This is a genomic window from Actinomadura montaniterrae, from assembly GCF_008923365.1.
GTDB lineage: Bacteria > Actinomycetota > Actinomycetes > Streptosporangiales > Streptosporangiaceae > Spirillospora > Spirillospora montaniterrae.
Map to the genome: position 1 here is coordinate 1 of NZ_WBMR01000072.1, position 19,106 is coordinate 19,106.

Below are 19,106 nucleotides of genomic sequence, written 5' to 3' on the forward strand. Positions count from 1 at the left end.
CGGCGACGGCGACGAGGACGCCGACGGCCACCAGGACGGCGAGGACGGCGCCGCTCAGCGCCCGCCCGCCGCGCGGGCGGGTCCGGCCGGACGCCGCGCGCCGCGCCGCGGCCTCGGCGTAGCCGGGGTCGAGCAGCTTGCCGGCGAACAGGTCCGACAGCAGGGACATGGAGGCGTCGGGGCGGCGCCATCCGCCCGCCCGCTCCGCCTCGTCCCGTTCCCGCCGTCGCGCGACCACCGGACCATGATGGCAAGGCCCGCCAAATCGGGCCGGGTCCGGCGCGCCGCTACGCGACGGCGGCGCGGGTGCGGTCCAGGCCGATGTGCACCGCGAGGGCGGCCAGGACGGTGCCCATCAGGTAGCGCTGGACGCGCTGCCAGGCCGGGCGGCGGGCGAGGAACGCGGCGATGCTCCCGGCGCCGAGGACGATCAGGCCGTTCACGGTGATCGCGACGGTGATCTGGGTGAGGCCGAGGAGCAGGCTCTGCGCGGCGACGTGGCCGCGGGACGGGTCGACGAACTGCGGCAGCAGCGACACGTACAGGATCGCGATCTTGGGGTTGAGCAGGTTGGTCACCAGGCCCATGGCGAACAGCCGCCGCGGCGGGTCGGCGGGCAGCTCCTTGGGGGCGAAGACGGCGGTCCCGCCGGGCCGGAGGGCCTGCCAGGCCAGCCAGAGCAGGTAGCCGGCGCCGGCGAGCTTCAGCGCCGTGTACACGGGCGGGACGAGCCGGAAGACGGTCGTGATGCCGGCGGTGGCGGCGACGACGTACAGGACGAAGCCGAGGGCGACGCCGCCGAGTGAGACGAGGCCGGCCCGGCGGCCCTGCGTCACCGACCGCGACACGAGGTAGATCATGTTCGGCCCGGGGGTGAGGACGAGCCCGAGCGCGACGAGGGCGATGGCCGCCAGGGCGGCTGGGGAGATCATTGCACCGATGCTAGGCGCCGGGATTTGTTCGGTGCAATAATGACATTGAACTCGGTGCAATCCTGGGAGCCGTATGGACGACTACCGGCGGGTGGCCGACGCCGTCGCCGCCGACATCGCGGCGGGGCGGCTGCGTCCGGGCGACCGGCTGCCGCCGCAGCGCGCGTTCGCCCGCCGCCGCGGCATCGCCGCCTCGACGGCCGCCCGCGTCTACCGCGAGCTGGGCCGGCGCGGCCTGGTGGTCGGCGAGGTCGGGCGCGGCACGTTCGTGCTCGCGGCGGAGCGCCGGGCGGCCCCCGCCCTGGCCGAGCCGGCGGACGCCCGCGTCGACCTGGAGCTGAACTATCCGGTGGTGCCGGAGCAGGCGCCGCTGCTGGCCGCCGGGCTGGACCGCCTGATACGGCCGGACGTGCTCGACGCGTCGCTCGCCCCCGTGGGCGTCGCGGGCACGCCGGCCGTGCGCGAGGCCGCGGCCGCGCTGCTCGCGGGGGGCGGCTGGGCTCCGGCGCCGGACGACGTGCTGTTCGCCGGGAACGGCCGGCAGGCGATCGCCGCGGCCGTGGCCGCGCTCGTCCCGCCGGGCGGGCGGCTCGCGGTCGAGGCCCTCACCTACCCCGTGATCAAGGGAATCGCGGCGCGGCTCGGCGTCACGCCGGTCGCGGTGCCGGTGGACGGGCACGGGATGGTCCCCGGCGCGCTCGCCGACGCCCACCGCGCCGCGCCGCTCGGCGGCGTCTACCTCCAGCCCACGCTGCACAACCCGTCCGGGACGACGATGCCGGAGGCGCGGCGCGCCGAGCTGGGCGCGCTCCTCGAACGGCTCGGGCTGTGCGCCATCGAGGACCGGATCTGGGCGTTCCTGCGCGAGGACGGCCCGCCGCCGCTGGCGTCGTTCGCGCCGGACCACGCGATCCCGGTCGACAGCCTCTCCAAGCGGCTGGCGCCGGGGCTGAGCGCCGGGTTCGCCGCCGTCCCGCGGCGGCTGGCGGGCCGGGTCGCCGCGGCGCTGCGCTCGGGCGCGTGGGGTCCCGCGGGGTTCGCGCTGGAGGCGGCGTCCGGGTGGGTCGCCGACGGGACGGTCGAGGCGATCGTGAAGGCGAAGCGGGCGGACGCCGCGTCCCGGCAGCGGATCGCGGCGGCGCGGCTCGCGGGCGCCGCGGTCCGGTCCGATCCCGGCTCGTATTTCTGCTGGTGGGAGCTGCCTCCGCCGTGGCGCGCGGAGACGTTCGTGGCGGCTGCGGCCCGGCGCGGCATCGCCGTCACGCCCGCCGCCGCGTTCGTGGTGGGCGGCGCGGCGGCGCCGCGGGCGGTGCGGTTCGGCCTGGCGTCGCCGCCGGAGGACGTCCTCGCCAGGGCCCTCGACGTGCTGGCGGAGATCGCGGGCGGCACGCCGGACGACGTCCCCGTCGACTGACGGGGAGCCCGGGCCGGGCGAAGATCGCCTCTGGACTCGGGGCCCCGGCGTCGTTCATGTTCTTCTGGGGGCCGGTCGCGCCCTCCGGAGACGAGGGGGCGTCACGTGATCGAGGTGCGCGAGGTCGGGCAGCGGGTGGACGGCGGGCGCCGCACGCTGCGGGACGTGTCGCTGACGATCGGCGCCGGCGAGCTCGTGGCGATCATGGGGGCCAGCGGCGCCGGCAAGACGACGCTGCTGGACGCGATCGCGGGGGTGCGGCCGCCCGCCGAGGGCGAGGTGCGCTACGCGGGCGGCGGCGGGTCGCTCGGGTACGTGCCGCAGGACGACATCGTCCACAAGGAGCTGCCGCTGCGGCGCACCCTCCGGTACGCGGCGGGCCTCCGGCTGCCTGCCGGCACGCCGCCGGAGGACGCGGAGAAGGCCGTGGACGACGTGCTGGACGCCCTCGCCCTCACCGCCCGAGCCGGGCAGCGCGTCGGGCGGCTGAGCGGCGGCGAGCGCAAGCGGGCCAGCATCGCCGTCGAGCTGCTGACGCGGCCCCGGGTGTTCTTCCTCGACGAGCCGACGTCGGGCCTCGACCCGGCCACCGCCGCCGACCTGATGCGGCTGCTGCGCGGCCTCGCCGACGCGGGGACGACCGTCGTCATGACGACGCACCACCCGCCGGACGTCGCGGTCTGCGACCGGGTGGCGGTGCTGGCGCCGGACGGGCGGCTGGCGTTCTACGGCCCGCCGGAGGAGGCCCTGCAGGAGTTCGGGGCCACCGCGGTCGACGAGATCTACCTGCGGCTCGCGGGCGGCGCGCAGGCCGACTGGGAGAACCGGTTCCGCCGCCCGGGCGGCGAGGGTACGGCGCCGGGCCCGGGCGTCGGCGCGCTGCGGCAGTGGGCGCTGCTGACCCGGCGCAACCTGGACCTGCTGGCGGGGAACCGGCTGACCCTCGCCGTGCTGGCGGGGTCGCCGCTCATGGTGCTCGCGATGTTCGCGGTGCTGTTCCGCCCGGGCGCGTTCGCGCCGGAGTCGCCGAGCCCGAGCGCCACCGTGATGATCCTGTTCTGGATCGCGTTCGGCGGGTTCTTCTTCGGGCTGACCTACGGGCTGCTGCAGATCTGCACCGAGCTGCCGGTGCTGCGGCGCGAGCGGCTCACCGGGCTGCGGATCGGGCCGTACGTGCTGGCGAAGGCGGCCGTGCTGCTGCCGCTGCTGGCGGTGGTGGACGCGCTGATGCTCGGGGTGCTGCGCGGGCTGGACCGGCTGCCGCCGATGGGCTGGCGGACGTACGGGGAGCTGTTCGCGACGCTGCTGCTGTGCTCGGTGGCGGCGCTGGCGCTCGGGCTGCTGGTGTCGGCGGCGGTGACGGACCCGGCGCAGGCGACGATGGCCCTGCCGATGCTGTGCTTCCCGCAGGTGCTGTTCGTCGGCGCGATCCTGCCCGTCCCGGTGATGGCGGCGCCGGGACGGTGGCTGAGCTGCGCGATGTCGAACCGGTGGGCGTTCGAGGGGCTCGGGCACAGCCTCGGCGTCGACCGGCTGTGGGCGTCGGGCCGGTCGCCGCTGGGTCCGCCGCTGCTGGCCTCCTACGGCGCCACGTTCTCCCGTTCCGTGGCCGCCGACTGGGCGATCCTCGCGGGGTTCGCGGCGCTCTTCCTCGCGGGGACGGCCGCCGTCCTCGCCCGCCGCACGCGGCGCCCCGCGGAGGACGCGTCCCGGGAGACCGCCGGAACACCCCCAAACACAGGCATCTCGTCCTGAAAAGGTCAGAACATCCCCTTGCATGCCGTTCTCCGATTTTGGACCGTTCTTAGAGGAGGATGCGGCTTTGTACGCGGGGGTGCATGATGTCCGCTTCAACCGATTCCTGGGCGGCGGGGGCGACGCCCGGTACTGACGCCGAGTACGCCTCGACGAGCCGGCTGGACGACCTGAGGGCCGCCGAGTACCGCCATCTCGACGGCCAGGCCTACCTGGACTACACGGGCGCGGGCGTGGCGGCCGACGCGCAGATCCGCGCGCACGCCAGGCGGCTCACCGGGCACTGCTACGGCAACCCGCACTCGGAGAACCCCACGTCCAGCGCGTCCACCGAGCTGGTCGAGCGGACCCGCGCGGCGATCCTCGGCTTCTTCAACGCCTCCCCCGACGAGTACGCGGTGGTCTTCACGCCGAACGCGACCGGCGCGTGCCGGCTGGTCGGCGAGGCCTACCCGTTCGGGCGCGGGTCCCGGCTCGTCCTCACCGGTGACAACCACAACTCCGTCAACGGGATCCGCGAGTTCGCCCGCGCGCGCGGCGCGCAGGTGGTCAACGTGCCCGTCCGAGGGGCCGAGCTTCGCGTCCCTGAGGACGACCTCCGCAGCGCCCTCGGCCGCCGCCGCGGGCTGCTCGTCTACCCGGCGCAGAGCAACTTCACGGGCGTCCAGCACCCCCTGGAGTGGGTCGGCCTCGCGCATGCGCGCGGATACGACGTGCTGCTGGACGCCGCCGCGTTCGTCCCCGCGAACCGCCTGGACCTCAGCCGGACGCGGCCCGACTTCGTCCCGGTGAGCTGGTACAAGGTGTTCGGCTACCCGACCGGCGTCGGCGCCCTGGTCGCCCGGCGCGCCGCGCTCGCCCGGCTGCGCCGCCCCTGGTTCGCGGGCGGCACGATCCAGGCGGTCAGCGCGGTCGGCGGCTGGCACGTCCTGGCCCGCGACGAGACCGCGTTCGAGGACGGCACCCTGAACTTCCTGTCGATCCCGGACGTGGAGTTCGGCATCCGCTGGATCGAGGGCATCGGCATGGACCTGATCCACCGCCGGGTCGCCCGCCTCACCTCGTGGCTGCTGCACCGCCTGACCGGCCTCCGGCACGGCGCGGGCTCCGCCATGGTCCGCGTGTACGGGCCCACCGGTACGGACCGGCGCGGCGGCACCGTCGCGTTCAACGTCCTGGACGCGCGGGGCCGGATCGTGGACGAGCGGATCATCGCGCGCGACACCACCGCCGCCGGGATCTCCGTCCGCACCGGCTGCTTCTGCAACCCGGGCGCCGGGGAGGGCGCCTTCCACATCTCCGAGCAGGCGCTGCGCGACCGGCGGACCCTGCGCGGCGGCATGCGGAACCTCGACGAGTACCTCGACCTGCTCCACCTGCCGAGCGGCGGCGCCGTCCGCGCGTCGCTCGGCCTGGTCTCCAACGTCGCCGACGTCGAGCGCCTCGTCTCGTTCCTGGAGGAGACCTACGGGGACCGGGAGCCCGATGCCAGAGGCCTCAGGCCGCGCGAACGCTGCTGAGCCCGCCGCGCGGCCCGCGCATTCCCACGCTAGGAGCCCGCGCGTTCCACGACGACGGCCCACTCCTCCAGCAGCTCCTGCGCGGCGTCGGCGTCCGGGCCCTCGGCCCACAGGTGCGTGACCGCCTCCGCCGGGTCCGGCAGGACCAGCACCCAGCCGCCGTCGTCCTCCACCACGCGGACCCCGTCGGTGGTGTCGAGGGTCCGGCTCCCGGCGGCCTCCACGACATGCCGCATGACGCTCCCCTTCGCCGCCCACGGCGTCGGGACGGACCGGCGCAGCAGGTGCGCCACCGGGATCCGCCGGTCGATCTGCGACAGCGTCAGCCGCGTCCGCGCGACGAGCCCGACCAGCCGGACGAACGCCGCGATCCCGTCCACGGTGCCGCTGAACTCCGGCATCAGGAACCCGCCCCGCCCATCGCCCGCGAACACCACGTCGGGGCGCGCGGCGGCCTTGGTGAGCACGTCCTGCGAGGTGGACGTCCACTCCACCTGGACGCCGTGGAACCGGCAGACCTGCTCGGCCACCCGCGTCGTCGTCACCGGCAGCGCCACCCGCCCGCCGCGCCGCTCCGCCGCGACCAGGTCCAGCATCACCAGCAGCGCCCGGTCGTCGGCGACCAGCTCGCCGTTCTCGTCCACCAGCGAGATCCGCTCGCCGACCGGGTCGAACCGGACGCCGAACGCGGCCCGCGACGACGACACCAGCGCGCCGAGCCGCTCCAGGTCGCGCATCCGCTCGGGCAGGGTCTCGGTCGGGTTCGCCTCGTCCAGCGCGTTGTTGCGGGTCAGCACCTCCACCCCGACCCGGCCGAGCAGGCTCGGCAGCACCAGCGACGCGACGCCGCCCGCGCAGTCCAGCACGATCTTCAGCCCGGCCTCGCGGACGCCGCTGATGTCGATGCGGTCCAGCAGGTCGCGGGTGTAGGTCTCCACCACGCGCGGCGGGTAGGTCAGCTCGGCGATCTCGCCGGGGAACGCGCGCCGGTACTCCTGCCGCCCGAACACCCGCTCCAGCTTGCGCTGCGCGGCCTGCGACAGGTCCGCGCCGTCCGGGTCGAGGAAGATGATGTCGACGCCCTGGGTCTCCCCGTACGTCGTGCGGATGTAGATCCCGCCGGCGCAGTCCTCCCGGCCCGTCTCGAACCGGGCGACGGTCAGCGGCGTCGCCTCCAGGTCCTGCACGTTGATCGCGCTGGCGGTCAGCGCGCTGATCACCGCGCGCTTGAGCGTCCGCGCGGCGCGCGAGACGTCCCGGCCGGTGACGACCGTGGTGCCCTTCTTCAGCGTGGTCGCGTACGCGCTGGCCAGCCGCACCGCCAGCTCCGGCGTGATCTCCACGTTGACCAGCCCGGACACGCCGCGCGGCCCGAACAGGTTGCGCTGCCCGCGCGACTCCCAGATCACGCTCGTGTTGACGACCGCGCCCGCCTCGATCGTCTTGAACGGGTACACCTTCACGCCGCTGGAGACGTACGCCTCCGCCTCGATGACGCACTCGTCCCCGACGATCGCGCCCTCCTCGACGCGCGCGCCCGCCATGATGTCGGTGTTCTTGCCGACGACGCAGCCGCGCAGGTTCGTCGACGGCGCGACGAACACGTTGTCGTGGACGATCGCGCGGTGCAGGAACGCGCCCTCCTTCACCACGACGTTGCTGCCGAGCACCGTGTACTCGCGCAGCTCGACCCCCGCCTCGACCTTCGCGTAGTCGCCGATGTACAGCGGGCCCTTCAGCACGGCCTCCGCGTCGACCTCGGCGCCCTCGGCGACCCACACGCCCGGCGACATCTCGAACCCGTCCAGCTCGATGCCGACCTGCCCGGACAGCATGTCGGCCTGCGCCTTCAGGTAGCTCTCGTGGGTGCCGACGTCCTCCCAGTAGCAGTCCGCCACGTACCCGTACAGCGGCGCGCCCTCGGCCAGCAGCTTGGGGAACACGTCGCCCGACCAGTCGACGGACTCGCCCGCCGCGACGTGGTCGAGCACCTCCGGCTCCATCACGTAGATGCCGGTGTTGACGGTGTCGGAGAACACCTGCCCCCACGTCGGCTTCTCCAGGAACCGCTGCACGCGGCCCTCGTCGTCCACGATGATGATCCCGAACTCCAGCGGGTTCGGCACCCGCTTGAGGCCGATGGTGACGAGGGCGCCGTTGCGCTCGTGGAAGCGCACCATGTCGGTCAGGTCGATGTCGGTCAGCGCGTCCCCGGAGATCACCAGGAACCGGTCGTCGCGCAGCGCCGCCTCGGCGTTCTTCACGCTGCCCGCGGTGCCGAGCGGCACCTCCTCGGTCGCGTAGCTCAGCGACATGCCGAGCTCCTCGCCGTCCCCGAAGTAGTTGCGGATCAGCGCCGCCAGGAACTGGACCGTGACGACGGTCTCGCTGAACCCGTGCCGCTTCAGCAGCCGCAGCACGTGCTCCATGATCGGCCGGTTGACGAGCGGCAGCAGCGGCTTGGGCTGGTTGGCGGTCATCGGACGCAGCCGCGTCCCCTCGCCACCCGCCATCACGACGGCCTTCATCGGGGGGTCTCAGCTCCCTTCTGCTCGCCGGCCGGGGGCCGCGCGCCCGGACCGGGCGCGCCGTCGGGTGGCGCGCCGCGGCCGGCCAGCACCAGTTGCCGCGTCTGCGCCCAGTACAGGACGGCCGCCCACCAGTACAGCGCCGTCCCCCAGATGGCGAAGGACCACCCGATGATCTTCGCCGCGGTGCCCGCCGCCCCGTCATGGTCGCCCAGCAGCAGCAGCGGGAAGGCGTACAGCAGGCACAGCGTGCCCGTCTTGCCGATGAAGTGCACGGGAAGCGTCCCGCCGTACCCGAGCCGCCGCACGATCGGCGCGATCGGGGTGATCGCCAGCTCGCGCGCGACCAGCGCGGCCAGCAGCCACAGCGGGATGATGTCGCGGATCGTCAGGCCGACCAGCGTCGCGAAGATGTAGAGCCGGTCGGCGGCCGGGTCCAGCAGCATGCCCAGCTTGCTGGTCTGGTTCAGCGCGCGCGCGAGCTTGCCGTCCAGCCAGTCCGACAGGCCGGCGAACACCAGCAGCCCGAGCGCCCACCAGTCCTGCTCGACGAGCACCAGCCACAGGAAGAACGGGACGCCGACGAGCCGCGCCATGCTGAGCATGTTCGGCACCGTGAAGACCCGGTCCCGCGCCGCCTCCGGCACCCCGCCGGCCTCCGTGCTCACCGCTGCGCACCCCTCCCTGACAGCGCCCTCCGGGCGTTGGCCCCGGGGTCCGGGGGTCCGCCCCCGGAGGCCGCGCCGTCCCCTTGATCCTGACCCTACCGGTAAGGGTTTGAAAGCCCCCGATAGCGTCCGGCCATGCGATGGACGGTGCACGGCGAGAGATCGATCTACGACAGCCCCTGGATGGACGTGCGGCTGGCCGACGTGGAACTGCCGGACGGGCGGCGCTTCGACCACCATCTCGTGCGGGTGCGGCCCGCGGCGGGCGTGGCGGCGGTCGACGGCGCGGGCCGCGTGCTGCTGATCTGGCGGCACCGGTTCATCACCGGCGCCTGGGGCTGGGAGATCCCGGGCGGGCGGGTCGAGGACGGCGAGGACCCGGCCGAGTCGGCGGCGCGCGAGCTGGTCGAGGAGACCGGCTACCGCGCCGGGCCGCTGGAGCACCTGCTGGCGGTGCGCCCGTCGCCGGGACTGCACGACGGCGTGCACCACGTCTTCCGGGCGGACGGCGCCGAACGGGTCGGCGAACCGACCGACGTGGAGGCGGAGCGGATCGAGTGGGTGCCGCTGGCGTCGGTCCCGGAGCTGGCGGCGCGCGGCGAGATCGGGTCCGGCTCGACGCTGTCGGGCCTGCTCTTCCTGTACGCCCGGTCGGTCAGCGCGGGCTGACCGGCTCCCGGCCGGGCGGCGCGTCCGGAGGCGCGTCGGGCGGGGCGCCCGCCGGGTCGGCGGGCGTGCCGCCGGGCGCCGTGCCACCGGACTCGGCGCCGGCGGACGGGAGGACGGCGGTGACGACGAAGCCGCCGTCCTCGCCGGGGCCCGCGTCCAGGGTCCCGCCGACGCTGCGCGCCCGCTCGATCATGCCGAGGATCCCGAAGCCGTCCGGCCCGGTGCCGGAGGGGCCCCGGCCGTCGTCGGCGACGCGGACGACGAGGCTCCCGTCCGCGCGGGCGAGGGTCACCGCGACGCGCCGCGCGGCGGCGTGCTTGACAACGTTGGTCAGGGCCTCCTGGACGATCCGGTACGCGGCGACGCCGATCTCCGGCGGCGGCGCGGCGGCGCCCTCCGCGCTCAGCGTCACCTCCAGGCCGGCGGACCGGGCCGCGTCGACGAGGCCGGGGATCGCGTCCGGGCCGGGCAGCTCGGCGGGCGCGCCGACGTCGGTGCCGCGCAGCACCTGCAGGGTGCCGCGCAGCTCGGTGCGGGCCTCGCGGCAGGTCGCCGCGATCGAGCCGAGGGCCTCGGCCAGCTCGGCGCGGTCGAGCGGCCGGTCGCCGGCGAGCAGGTGGGCGGCGGCGCCCGCCTGCACGCCGATCACGGTGATGCTGTGCGCGAGCAGGTCGTGCAGGTCGCGGGCGATCCGCAGGCGCTCCTCGGCGACCCGGCGGCGGGCCTCCTCCTCGCGGGTGCGCTCGGCCCGCTCGGCCCGCTCGGTGATCGTCGCGAGCCGGGCCCGGTGCGACCGGAAGACCTGCACCGCGATCACCACCGACACCACGGCCTCGATCACGGCGATCTGCTCGCGGACGGAGCCGCCCCCGGCGCGCAGCGCCATCATCAGCACGCAGACCGACAGCAGGGCGCCCACCACGGTGAGGACCGCGCGTACCCGGCGGCCGAACACCGCGTAGGCGAACAGCGCGATCACCTCGGCGGGGATCAGCGCGTGGTGCTGGTACTGCAGCAGGTGGTACGGCAGCGTCAGCAGGACGAGCACGACGAGCGCGAGGCCCGGGCGGCGCCGGATCAGCGCGAGCGGCACGTGCGCGCCGGCCAGCAGCAGGACGCCGCCGGCGTCCAGCGGACGCGTGCCCGGCCAGGCGAGCGCCACGGCGACCGCCGCCGCGGCGAGCACCGTCGTCAGCAGGGCGTCGCGGGTCGTGGCGCCGGGCCGGGGCATCGTCAGCACGTGCCCATCCTCCCCGACTCCGCGGCCCGCGCGCATCCGCCCCCGCACCGCGAGCACGGCGAGCGCCGCGCGCCCCGCGCACTCGGTACGCGTCCTGCACGAAGCTCTCGCACCGCCGCGTCAGGCGGCGCCCGCGCGGTCAGCTTCTGTCGCGTTCGTAGCGGAGCAGCACGACGCCGTTGCCGAACGTCCTGGTCTCGGCGAGGGTCAGCGCCGTCCGGTGGTCGAAGTCCGTGAACAGCGGCTTGCCCCGGCCGAGCAGGATCGGGTCGACGTACACGCTGTACTCGTCGATCAGGTCGAGGGCGCGGAAGGAGGCGGCCAGGTCCGGGCCGCCGAGCACCATGTCGCCGCCCGGCCGCTCCTTGAGCTCGCGGATCTCCTCGGCGACGACCTCGCGCCTGATCTCGGTGTTCCATCCCGCGCTCGGCAGCGTCCGGGAGAAGACGATCTTCGGCATCTCGCGCCAGACGCCGGCGAAGTCGCGCTCCGCCGGGGTGCTGTCCGGGTCGGCGTCGGCGGTCGGCCAGTACCCGGCCATCAGCTCCCAGGTGACGCGCCCGGAGATGAACGCGCTCATGCCGCGGAGCCGGTCGTTGAAGTGCCGGTGCAGCTCCTCGTCGACCATGTGCCAGTCGATCTCGCGGCCCGGCCCCTCGACGTACCCGTCCAGGGACGTCGTGATGGACACAATGATCTTCCTCATCGCCTCCCCCTCTCCCCCGGGAAGCTAGCGGCCGCCACCGACAGAACGGCGTTCCCGCCGGGCCCGGGCGCGCCGCCCGCGCGGGCGGCGGCGGCGCGCCGGTGGCCCGGTCAGATGAGCCCCTGTAGATGAGCCTCGGTCAGATGAGGCCCTGGGCGAGCATCGCCTCGGCGACGCGCTCGAACCCGGCGATGTTGGCGCCCACCACGTAGTTGCCGGGCGCGCCGTAGCGCTCGGAGGTCTCGTCGCAGGTGTTGTGGATCCGCGTCATGATCTCCGCGAGCTCCGCCTCGGCCTGCGGGAACGTCCACATCTCCCGCCCGGCGTTCTGCCGCATCTCCAGAGCGCTGACCGCGACGCCGCCGGCGTTGGCGGCCTTGCCGGGGCCGAACGCGACGCCCGCCTCCTGCAGCACGTGGACCGCCTCCGGCGTGGTGGGCATGTTGGCGCCCTCGGAGACGGCCTTCACGCCGTTGCGGACCAGCATGCGCGCGGCCTGGACGTCCAGCTCGTTCTGCGTCGCGGACGGCAGCGCGATGTCGGCCGGCACGTCCCAGACGCTGCCGCCCCGGACGAACCGGGCGGACGCGCCGCGCCGCTCGGCGTAGTCGGCGACCCGCCCCCGCTCGACCTCCTTGACCTGCTTGAGCAGTTCGAGGTCGATGCCCTTCTCGTCGACCACGTAGCCGCCCGAGTCGGACACGGTGATCACGTTGGCGCCGAGCTGCTGCGCCTTCTCGATGCTGTAGATCGCGACGTTGCCGGAGCCGGACACGGTGACCGTCTGGCCGTCCAGCTCCTCGCCGCGCTTGCGGAGCATCTCGGCGGTGAACAGCACGTTCCCGTAGCCGGTGGCCTCCGTCCGGCACGCCGAGCCGCCCCACGGCTGGCCCTTCCCGGTGAGGACGCCCGCCTCCCAGCGGTTGCTGATCCGCCGGTACTGCCCGAACAGGAACCCGATCTCCCGGCCGCCGACGCCGATGTCCCCGGCCGGGACGTCGGTGTCGGCGCCGATGTGGCGGTGCAGCTCGGTCATGAACGACTGGCAGAACCGCATCACCTCGGCGTCCGAGCGGCCGTGCGGGTCGAAGTCGCTGCCGCCCTTGCCGCCGCCGATGCCGAGCCCGGTCAGCGCGTTCTTGAAGATCTGCTCGAAGCCGAGGAACTTGACGATGCCGAGGTTCACCGACGGGTGGAAGCGCAGCCCGCCCTTGTACGGCCCGAGCGCGCTGTTGAACTCCACCCGGAAGCCGCGGTTGACGTGCACCGCGCCGGAGTCGTCGGTCCACGGCACCCGGAACACGATCTGCCGCTCGGGCTCGACCAGCCGCTCCAGCACCCCGTGGCCGGCGAGCTCGGGACGGCCGGCGACCGCGGGGCCGAGCGACTCCAGCACCTCGTGGACGGCCTGGTGGAATTCCGGCTCCCCCGGGTCGCGGACCAGGACGCGCTCGTAGGTCCTCTCCAGCACGTTCTGCGTGCCGGTCGCGCTGTGCGGCCGGGGGGAAACGGGCATGCCGGGTCCTTCCTCAGACGGTGATCATGCATTCCCACTCTAGGACGTGGACCGGCCCGGCCTGGCGCATGGGCCGGTCAAGCTCCCGTATCGCCCTTGAGTACGGGCTTGACGTCGACCACCGGCGTGCCGTCGAGCGCCTCCAGCCCGCGGACCAGGACCCGCCGCCCGGTGACCCGCAGGATCTCGACCGGGTGCAGGCCGACCGGGTTCGGCCGGTCCGGGGACCGGGTCGCGAACACGCCGGTCTCGGGGTTGCGCGGGTCGTCGCGCGGCCGGGTCCGGAGCACGTCCCGGGACGCCTGGTGCAGCCAGGTCAGCACGATGATCCGGTCGCCGACGGCGAGGCCTTCGAGTGCCGTCTGGTACGACGGCTCGAACACCAGCCACGCGTCGGGGGCGCCCTCGGTCCCCTGCTTGGGCGCGGAGGCCCGGTCCTTGAGCGGCGACGACACGTGCCCGACCGGCCTGAGCGCGAGGTCACCGCGGAGGTTCGCCATGCCGTGGTTCTCCATGCCGTGATCCTCTCAACCCGGACGCGCGGGCGCGTTCTAACCCATGGACGGCGGTTGCGGCAACGGGGGTGCGGCGGGTTACCGTCGAGCACGACAGATCGCGGGGGCCCGGCGAACCGGGCTGAGATAGCGGCTGGGACGGCCGCTGACCGCATGAACCTGACCGGGTAATGCCGGCGTAGGGAGAGATCGAGTCGTCATGACCGAATCCGTGGTTCCAGCTGCCCGCAAGACGTACCTCCAGGGCTCCCGCCCGGGGATGCGCGTTCCCATGCGGGAGGTTCCGCTGACCAACGGCGACGTCGTCGTCCTGTACGACACGTCCGGGCCGTACACCGACCCCGAGCACGAGACCGACGTCCGCAGGGGCCTGCCCGCGCTGCGGGAGGGGTGGATCGCCGAGCGCGGCGACACCGAGCCGTACGAGGGGCGGCCGGCGCGTCCCGAGGACGACGGGCGCCGCTCCGCGCCCCTCTCCGACGGGCTGCTCCCCCGCCGGCCGCGCCGGTCGAGCGGCGGCGCGGTGACCCAGCGCGCGTACGCACGGCGCGGGGAGATCACCGCCGAGATGGAGTTCGCGGCGCTGCGCGAGGGGGTGGAGCCGGAGTTCGTGCGCGCCGAGCTGGCGGCGGGGCGTGCGGTGCTGCCCGCGAACGTCAACCACCCGGAGATCGAGCCGATGATCATCGGCCGGAACTTCCTGGTGAAGGTGAACGCGAACATCGGCAACTCGGCGGTGGCGTCCTCGATCGAGGACGAGGTCGAGAAGATGACCTGGGCGACGCGCTGGGGCGCCGACACGATCATGGACCTGTCGACCGGGAAGGACATCCACACCACCCGCGAGTGGATCCTGCGGAACTCGCCGGTGCCGGTCGGGACCGTCCCGCTCTACCAGGCGGTGGAGAAGGTCGGCGGCGACCCGGCCGAGCTGACCTGGGAGGTCTTCCGCGACACCGTGATCGAGCAGGCCGAGCAGGGCGTCGACTACATGACCGTGCACGCGGGCGTGCTGCTGCCCTACGTGCCGCTGACCGCGCGGCGCAAGACCGGCATCGTCTCGCGCGGCGGGTCGATCATGGCGGCGTGGTGCCTGGCGCACCACGAGGAGAACTTCCTGTACACCCACTTCCGCGAGCTGTGCGAGATCTTCGCGGCCTACGACGTCACCTGGTCGCTCGGCGACGGGTTGCGCCCGGGCTGCATCGCCGACGCCAACGACGAGGCGCAGTTCGCCGAGCTGCGCACGCAGGGCGAGCTGACGAGGATCGCGGCGGAGTTCGACAACCAGGTGATGAACGAGGGCCCGGGCCACGTCCCGATGCACAAGATCAAGGAGAACGTGGACCTGCAGCAGGAGTGGTGCGGCGGCGCACCGTTCTACACGCTCGGACCGCTGACCACCGACATCGCGCCCGGCTACGACCACATCACCTCGGCGATCGGCGCCGCGATGATCGGCTGGCACGGCACCGCGATGCTCTGCTACGTCACGCCGAAGGAGCACCTCGGGCTGCCCGACCGCGACGACGTCAAGGCCGGCGTGATCGCCTACAAGATCGCCGCGCACGCCGCCGACCTCGCCAAGGGGCACCCGGGCGCGCAGGCGTGGGACGACGCGCTGTCGGACGCGCGGTTCGACTTCCGCTGGGAGGACCAGTTCAACCTCGCGCTCGACCCGGACACGGCGCGGGAGTTCCATGACGCGACGCTCCCGGCGGCGCCCGCGAAGACCGCGCACTTCTGCTCGATGTGCGGGCCGCACTTCTGCTCGATGAAGATCACCCGGGACGTCCGCCGGTACGCGGGCGAGCGCGGCCTGGCCGAGGAGGAGGCGCTCGCCGCCAGGATGCGGGAGAAGGCCGGGGAGTTCCGGGCCGCGGGCGGGCGCGTCTACCTGCCACTGGCCCCCGGCGGCTCCTGACCGCCCGCCACGCCGCCGCCGGACCCCCGGCCGGGGGTCCGGCGGCCGCCTGCCCGGGGCGGCGCGACGCGGTGCGACTAGACTTCAGGGAACGTTCCAACACCGCGGGCCATCCCCTGCACGCCGCGGTCGCGCACGCGTCAGGAAGGACCGGGGACCCAGGTGACCAGCGACGACACGCCGCGCACCCGTGCGCCGCGCGCGGACGTCCGGCGCAACCGCGCCCGGCTGCTCGCCGCCGCGCGCGAGCTGTTCCTGCGCGACGGCGCGGGCGCCTCGCTGGAGGGGGTCGCCCGCCGCGCGGGCGTCGGCGTCGGGACGCTCTACCGCCACTTCCCCACCCGGCAGGACCTCCTGGAGGCGCTGCTCGCCGACGCCTACGACGCGCTCGCCGAGCGGGGCCGCGAGCTGCTGGCGTCGCCGGAGCCCGGGCGGGCGCTCCTCACCTGGCTGGACGGCTTCGTCGCCGCCGTGACGCAGTTCCGGGGGACGGCCCCGTCCGTCCTGGTGTCCCTGCAAGGCGAGCGACCGAAGGCGTTCCGGTCGTGCCGGGCGATGCGGGACGCGGGCGAGGCGCTCTTCGCGCGCGCGCAGCAGGCCGGGGAGGCGCCCGAAGGGGCCGCGTTCCTCGACGTGCTGAAGCTGGCCGGCGGGATCGCCATGGCCGCCGAGAGCGAGCCCGGCGCCGCCGATCGCCTGCTCTCCCTCGCCGCGTCCGGCATCGCCCCCGGCGCGTCCGGCATCGCCCCCGGCGCGCCCGGCATGGTGCCCGGCGGTTCCGGCGAGCCCGGCGGCGCGCCGGACGCGTCCGGCTGAGGCGTCAGGACCGGGCGGGGACGGGGAGGACGCGGCGCGGTCCCTTCGGCTCGCCGCCGTGCCTTCGCCATTCGCGCGGGTAGCCGACCGACACCTCGATGTGCGGCACGCCGTCCGTCCAGATCGTCCGCGGGATGTGCAGGTGCCCGTACACGACGGCGACGGCGCCGAACCGGGAGTGCCAGCCGGCGGTGCGCTCGGTCCCGCACCACTGCGCGAACTCCGGGTACCAGAGCACGTGGGTCGGCTCGCGGACGAGCGGCCAGTGGTTGACCAGGACGGTCCGGGTGCCGGGGGCGAGGGCCGCGAGCCGCTCCTCGGTGTAGGCGATCCGGGCGTCGCACCAGGCGTCCCGGGTGGGGTGCGGGTCCGGGTGCAGGTAGACCTCGTCGGTGCAGACGACTCCGGACTCGTGCGCGATCGCCAGCGCCTCCTCCTTGGTGGACGCGCCGTCCGGCCGGAACGTGTAGTCGTACAGCAGGAACAGCGGGGCGACGGTGACCGGGCCGTCCTCGCCCTCCCAGACCGGGTACGGGTCCTCGGGCGTCAGCACGCCGAGCCGGCGGCACATGTCGACGAGCCGCCGGTAGCGGGCCTCGCCGCGCAGCGCCACCGGGTCGTTCTTGACCGTCCAGAGCTCGTGGTTGCCGGGGACCCACAGCACGCGCTCCCACCGCCCGGCCAGCACGCCCAGGGCCCACTCGACGTCGGCGAACCTCTCGGCGACGTCGCCCGCCACGATCAGCCAGTCGCCCGGCGCCTCCGGCTTCAGCGCCTCGACGAAGGCGCGGTTCTCGGGGAATCCGACGTGCAGGTCGCTGATCGCGTACACACCGCTCATCCAGTGATCGTAAGCGCAAGCCGGGCGCGGCCCACGCTCGGCGGGCGAGCGCGGGCCGCGGTCCGGGGATCGGGTCCCGGGCGCCGGCGGGCGGGCTCAGGCCGTCCAGATGCCGGTGGCGGCGGTCTCGCGGGCGTAGGCGGCGAAGTCGCGCGCCTCGCGGCCGAGGGCGCGGCGGACGCCGTCGGCCGGTTCGGCGTTGCGGCCGTCCAGGACGGTGGTGAACAGGTACGTCAGCAGGCCGATGACCTCGCCGGGCAGGCCGTGCTCCTCGAGCGCCGCCGCGTAGTCGTCCGCGCCGACCCGGACGTAGGCGATCTCGCGTCCCGCGGCGCGGCCGATCTCGGCGACCGCCTCGGCGAAGGTGAGCGCGCGCGGGCCGGTGACCTCGTAGACCTCGCCGGCGTGCCCGTCGCAGGTGAGGGCGGCGACGGCCACGTCGGCGATGTCGTCGGCGTCGGCGAACGGCTCGGGCACATCACCGGCCGGCAGGACGACCTCGCCGGCCCGGACCGGGTCGAGCAGGTAGTCCTCGCTGAAGTTCTGCGCGAACCACGCGGCCCGCACGACGGTCCACTCCATGCCTGAGTCCTGAACGACCCGCTCGCAGGCCTGCGCCTCCTCCTCGCCGCGTCCCGAAAGCAGCACGACCCGGCGCACTCCGGCGGCCGCCGCCGCGGAGGTGAAGGCGCCGATCGCCTCAGGCGCGCCGGGGGCGGCGAGGTCGGGGTAGTAGGACAGGTACACCGCCTCGACGCCGTGCAGGACGGGCGCCCAGGTGGTCTCGTCGGTCCAGTCAAAGCGCGGGTCGGCCGACCGCGAGCCCATCCGGACGGGGACGTCCAGGGCCTCCAGCCGCTCGACGACGCGGCGGCCGGTCTTGCCCGTCCCGCCGAGCACGAGGACGAGGCCGCCCTCCTCGGTGCCCGCCGCGCTGATCGCCTGAGTGTTCGTGATGGTGTTGGTGGTGGTGGTGTTCGTCATGCCCTCGAGTCAACCGCCGGGGCCTCTCGTCCAACATCGTTGAGAAGCCGGACTCCATACGCGAGCGTCCACGCCTTTACGCTGATCGCATGGACGCCCTCACCGACCTCCTCGACGGACCCCGCGCGCACGGAGCGTTCATGATCCGCTCGATGCTGAACCCGCCGTGGTCGATGCGGATCCAGGACGAGGCACCGCTGACGCTGGTGGCCGTGGTCCGCGACGAGGCGTGGGTGATCCCCGACAAGGGCGCGCCCGTGCACGTCCGGGCCGGCGACCTGGTGATCTGCCGCGGCCCGGACCCGTACGTCGTCGCGGACGACCCGTCCACCGAACCGCAGATCGTCATCCACCCGGGCCAGCGCTGCACCACCCCGGACGGGACGAGCCTGTCGGAGGCGATGGACCTGGGCGTGCGCGCCTGGGGGACGGACCCGGGCGGCCGGGCGGTGATGCTCGTCGGCACCTACGAGACGCGCGGCGCCGTCACGCAGCGGCTGCTGGCCGCGCTGCCGCCGCTCGCGGTCGTGCGCGGCGACACCTGGCGGTCGCCGCTGGTCGGGCTGCTCGACGAGGAGATCGTCAAGGACGAGCCGGGCCAGGAGGTCGTGCTCGACCGGCTGCTGGACCTGCTGCTGATCCAGACGCTGCGCGCCTGGTTCTCCCGCCCGGAGGCCGAGCAGCCCGGCTGGTACCGGGCGCACGGCGACCCGGTCGTCGGGCCCGCGCTGCGGCTGCTGCACGACGATCTCGCGCATCCCTGGACGGTCGCGGACCTCGCCGCGAAGGTCGGCGTCTCCCGGGCCGCGCTCGCGCAGCGGTTCGGCAAGCTCGTCGGCGAGCCGCCGATGGCGTACCTGACCGGGGTCCGGCTGGCGCAGGCCGCCGACCTGCTGCGCGAGAGCGACGCCACGCTCGACGCCGTCGCGCGGCAGGTCGGCTACGGCACCGCGTTCGCGCTCAGCACCGCGTTCAAGCGGGAGCACGGGATGAGCCCGCAGGAGTACCGCTCGGGCGCCGCCACCGCCACCACCGCCTGACGCACCCGCCACCACCGCCTGACGCGCGGCGGCCCGCC

General features: G+C 74.5%; 17 protein-coding genes and 1 riboswitch. Of the genes, 7 read left to right on the plus strand and 10 right to left on the minus strand.

What is annotated here, in order from left to right; all coding sequences use genetic code 11:
- Positions 1-238 (minus strand): hypothetical protein (locus tag F9B16_RS23575; protein ID WP_225991888.1); only part of this gene is annotated, 238 nt, incomplete at its 3' end.
- A gap of 49 nt (positions 239-287) precedes the next feature.
- Entirely contained in the window at positions 288-932 is a 645-nt protein-coding gene (locus tag F9B16_RS23580; protein ID WP_151542291.1) for a LysE family translocator, read from the minus strand.
- 73 nt (positions 933-1,005) lie between these two features.
- On the opposite strand from F9B16_RS23580, the gene F9B16_RS23585 reads away from it, so the two are divergent.
- The 3 genes from F9B16_RS23585 to F9B16_RS23595 all read left to right on the plus strand — a co-directional run bounded on the left by F9B16_RS23585 (position 1,006) and on the right by F9B16_RS23595 (position 5,621).
- On the plus strand, positions 1,006-2,346 hold the full coding sequence (locus F9B16_RS23585; RefSeq protein WP_151542292.1) for an aminotransferase-like domain-containing protein: 1,341 nt from the start codon (positions 1,006-1,008) through the stop codon (positions 2,344-2,346).
- Positions 2,347-2,451: 105 nt separating this feature from the next.
- The gene (locus F9B16_RS23590) at positions 2,452-4,101 is read left to right on the plus strand and encodes an ABC transporter ATP-binding protein/permease (RefSeq protein WP_225991889.1); all 1,650 of its coding nucleotides are present in this window, start codon (positions 2,452-2,454) and stop codon (positions 4,099-4,101) included.
- An 83-nt stretch (positions 4,102-4,184) separates the two neighbouring features.
- A complete protein-coding gene (locus F9B16_RS23595; protein WP_225991890.1) occupies positions 4,185-5,621 on the plus strand; it encodes an aminotransferase class V-fold PLP-dependent enzyme in 1,437 nt (478 codons plus the stop codon).
- A 29-nt stretch (positions 5,622-5,650) separates the two neighbouring features.
- Here the strand turns inward: F9B16_RS23595 and F9B16_RS23600 are convergent, their stop codons facing one another.
- Together F9B16_RS23600 and F9B16_RS23605 are read right to left on the minus strand one after the other, a co-directional pair.
- Entirely contained in the window at positions 5,651-8,149 is a 2,499-nt protein-coding gene (locus F9B16_RS23600) for a mannose-1-phosphate guanyltransferase (protein ID WP_151542294.1), read from the minus strand.
- Entirely contained in the window at positions 8,146-8,817 is a 672-nt protein-coding gene (locus F9B16_RS23605; protein ID WP_318839255.1) for a CDP-alcohol phosphatidyltransferase family protein, read from the minus strand. The genes F9B16_RS23600 and F9B16_RS23605 overlap by 4 nt, the downstream gene beginning before the upstream one ends.
- A 135-nt stretch (positions 8,818-8,952) precedes the next feature.
- Here F9B16_RS23605 and F9B16_RS23610 point away from each other — a divergent pair, with 135 nt between their 5' ends.
- Positions 8,953-9,486 (plus strand): NUDIX hydrolase, encoded by a 534-nt coding sequence (locus tag F9B16_RS23610; RefSeq protein WP_151542295.1) that lies wholly within the window; start codon positions 8,953-8,955, stop codon positions 9,484-9,486.
- Here the strand turns inward: F9B16_RS23610 and F9B16_RS23615 are convergent.
- From F9B16_RS23615 to tsaA, 4 genes are all read right to left on the minus strand, one after another.
- The gene (locus F9B16_RS23615; protein WP_225991894.1) at positions 9,473-10,717 is read right to left on the minus strand and encodes a sensor histidine kinase; all 1,245 of its coding nucleotides are present in this window, start codon (positions 10,715-10,717) and stop codon (positions 9,473-9,475) included. The two genes, F9B16_RS23610 and F9B16_RS23615, sit on opposite strands and share 14 nt — an antisense overlap.
- Before the next feature lie 148 nt (positions 10,718-10,865).
- Positions 10,866-11,432: a dihydrofolate reductase family protein gene (locus F9B16_RS23620; RefSeq protein ID WP_151542297.1), complete on the minus strand. Its 567-nt coding sequence runs from the start codon at positions 11,430-11,432 to the stop codon at positions 10,866-10,868.
- Positions 11,433-11,571: 139 nt separating this feature from the next.
- On the minus strand, positions 11,572-12,948 hold the full coding sequence (gene gdhA, locus F9B16_RS23625) for an NADP-specific glutamate dehydrogenase (RefSeq protein WP_151542298.1): 1,377 nt from the start codon (positions 12,946-12,948) through the stop codon (positions 11,572-11,574).
- Between the two features lie 77 nt (positions 12,949-13,025).
- Positions 13,026-13,463, minus strand: a complete 438-nt coding sequence (tsaA, locus tag F9B16_RS23630) for a tRNA (N6-threonylcarbamoyladenosine(37)-N6)-methyltransferase TrmO (protein WP_225991891.1) — start codon at positions 13,461-13,463, stop codon at positions 13,026-13,028.
- Positions 13,464-13,553: 90 nt separating this feature from the next.
- Positions 13,554-13,667: riboswitch (TPP riboswitch) on the plus strand.
- Here tsaA and thiC point away from each other — a divergent pair.
- Both thiC and F9B16_RS23640 read left to right on the plus strand, forming a co-directional pair.
- Positions 13,663-15,387, plus strand: a complete 1,725-nt coding sequence (gene thiC / locus F9B16_RS23635; RefSeq protein ID WP_151542299.1) for a phosphomethylpyrimidine synthase ThiC — start codon at positions 13,663-13,665, stop codon at positions 15,385-15,387. (Overlaps the previous riboswitch by 5 nt.)
- A 162-nt stretch (positions 15,388-15,549) precedes the next feature.
- The gene (locus tag F9B16_RS23640) at positions 15,550-16,203 is read left to right on the plus strand and encodes a TetR/AcrR family transcriptional regulator (protein ID WP_151542300.1); all 654 of its coding nucleotides are present in this window, start codon (positions 15,550-15,552) and stop codon (positions 16,201-16,203) included.
- Positions 16,204-16,207: 4 nt separating this feature from the next.
- Here F9B16_RS23640 and F9B16_RS23645 read toward each other — a convergent pair whose 3' ends face one another.
- Both F9B16_RS23645 and F9B16_RS23650 read right to left on the minus strand, forming a co-directional pair.
- Positions 16,208-17,044, minus strand: a complete 837-nt coding sequence (locus tag F9B16_RS23645) for a metallophosphoesterase family protein (RefSeq protein ID WP_151542301.1) — start codon at positions 17,042-17,044, stop codon at positions 16,208-16,210.
- 96 nt (positions 17,045-17,140) lie between these two features.
- Entirely contained in the window at positions 17,141-18,028 is an 888-nt protein-coding gene (locus tag F9B16_RS23650) for an NAD(P)H-binding protein (protein WP_151542302.1), read from the minus strand.
- Positions 18,029-18,117: 89 nt separating this feature from the next.
- Between F9B16_RS23650 and F9B16_RS23655 the strand changes: the two genes are divergently transcribed.
- On the plus strand, positions 18,118-19,068 hold the full coding sequence (locus F9B16_RS23655) for an AraC family transcriptional regulator (RefSeq protein WP_151542303.1): 951 nt from the start codon (positions 18,118-18,120) through the stop codon (positions 19,066-19,068).
- The last annotated feature ends 38 nt before the right edge of the window (positions 19,069-19,106 follow it).

Excerpts from the sequence above, each read along its gene's own strand:
- F9B16_RS23580 (WP_151542291.1), bottom strand. The coding sequence starts at position 932 with ATGATCTCCCCAGCCGCCCTGGCGGCCATCGCCCTCGTCGCGCTCGGG.
- F9B16_RS23585 (WP_151542292.1), top strand. The coding sequence starts at position 1,006 with ATGGACGACTACCGGCGGGTGGCCGACGCCGTCGCCGCCGACATCGCG.
- F9B16_RS23595 (WP_225991890.1), top strand. The coding sequence starts at position 4,185 with ATGATGTCCGCTTCAACCGATTCCTGGGCGGCGGGGGCGACGCCCGGT.
- F9B16_RS23600 (WP_151542294.1), bottom strand. The coding sequence starts at position 8,149 with ATGAAGGCCGTCGTGATGGCGGGTGGCGAGGGGACGCGGCTGCGTCCG.
- F9B16_RS23610 (WP_151542295.1), top strand. The coding sequence starts at position 8,953 with ATGCGATGGACGGTGCACGGCGAGAGATCGATCTACGACAGCCCCTGG.
- F9B16_RS23615 (WP_225991894.1), bottom strand. The coding sequence starts at position 10,717 with ATGCCCCGGCCCGGCGCCACGACCCGCGACGCCCTGCTGACGACGGTG.
- F9B16_RS23620 (WP_151542297.1), bottom strand. The coding sequence starts at position 11,432 with ATGAGGAAGATCATTGTGTCCATCACGACGTCCCTGGACGGGTACGTC.
- gdhA (WP_151542298.1), bottom strand. The coding sequence starts at position 12,948 with ATGCCCGTTTCCCCCCGGCCGCACAGCGCGACCGGCACGCAGAACGTG.
- tsaA (WP_225991891.1), bottom strand. The coding sequence starts at position 13,463 with ATGGAGAACCACGGCATGGCGAACCTCCGCGGTGACCTCGCGCTCAGG.
- thiC (WP_151542299.1), top strand. The coding sequence starts at position 13,663 with ATGACCGAATCCGTGGTTCCAGCTGCCCGCAAGACGTACCTCCAGGGC.
- F9B16_RS23645 (WP_151542301.1), bottom strand. The coding sequence starts at position 17,044 with ATGAGCGGTGTGTACGCGATCAGCGACCTGCACGTCGGATTCCCCGAG.
- F9B16_RS23650 (WP_151542302.1), bottom strand. The coding sequence starts at position 18,028 with ATGACGAACACCACCACCACCAACACCATCACGAACACTCAGGCGATC.
- F9B16_RS23655 (WP_151542303.1), top strand. The coding sequence starts at position 18,118 with ATGGACGCCCTCACCGACCTCCTCGACGGACCCCGCGCGCACGGAGCG.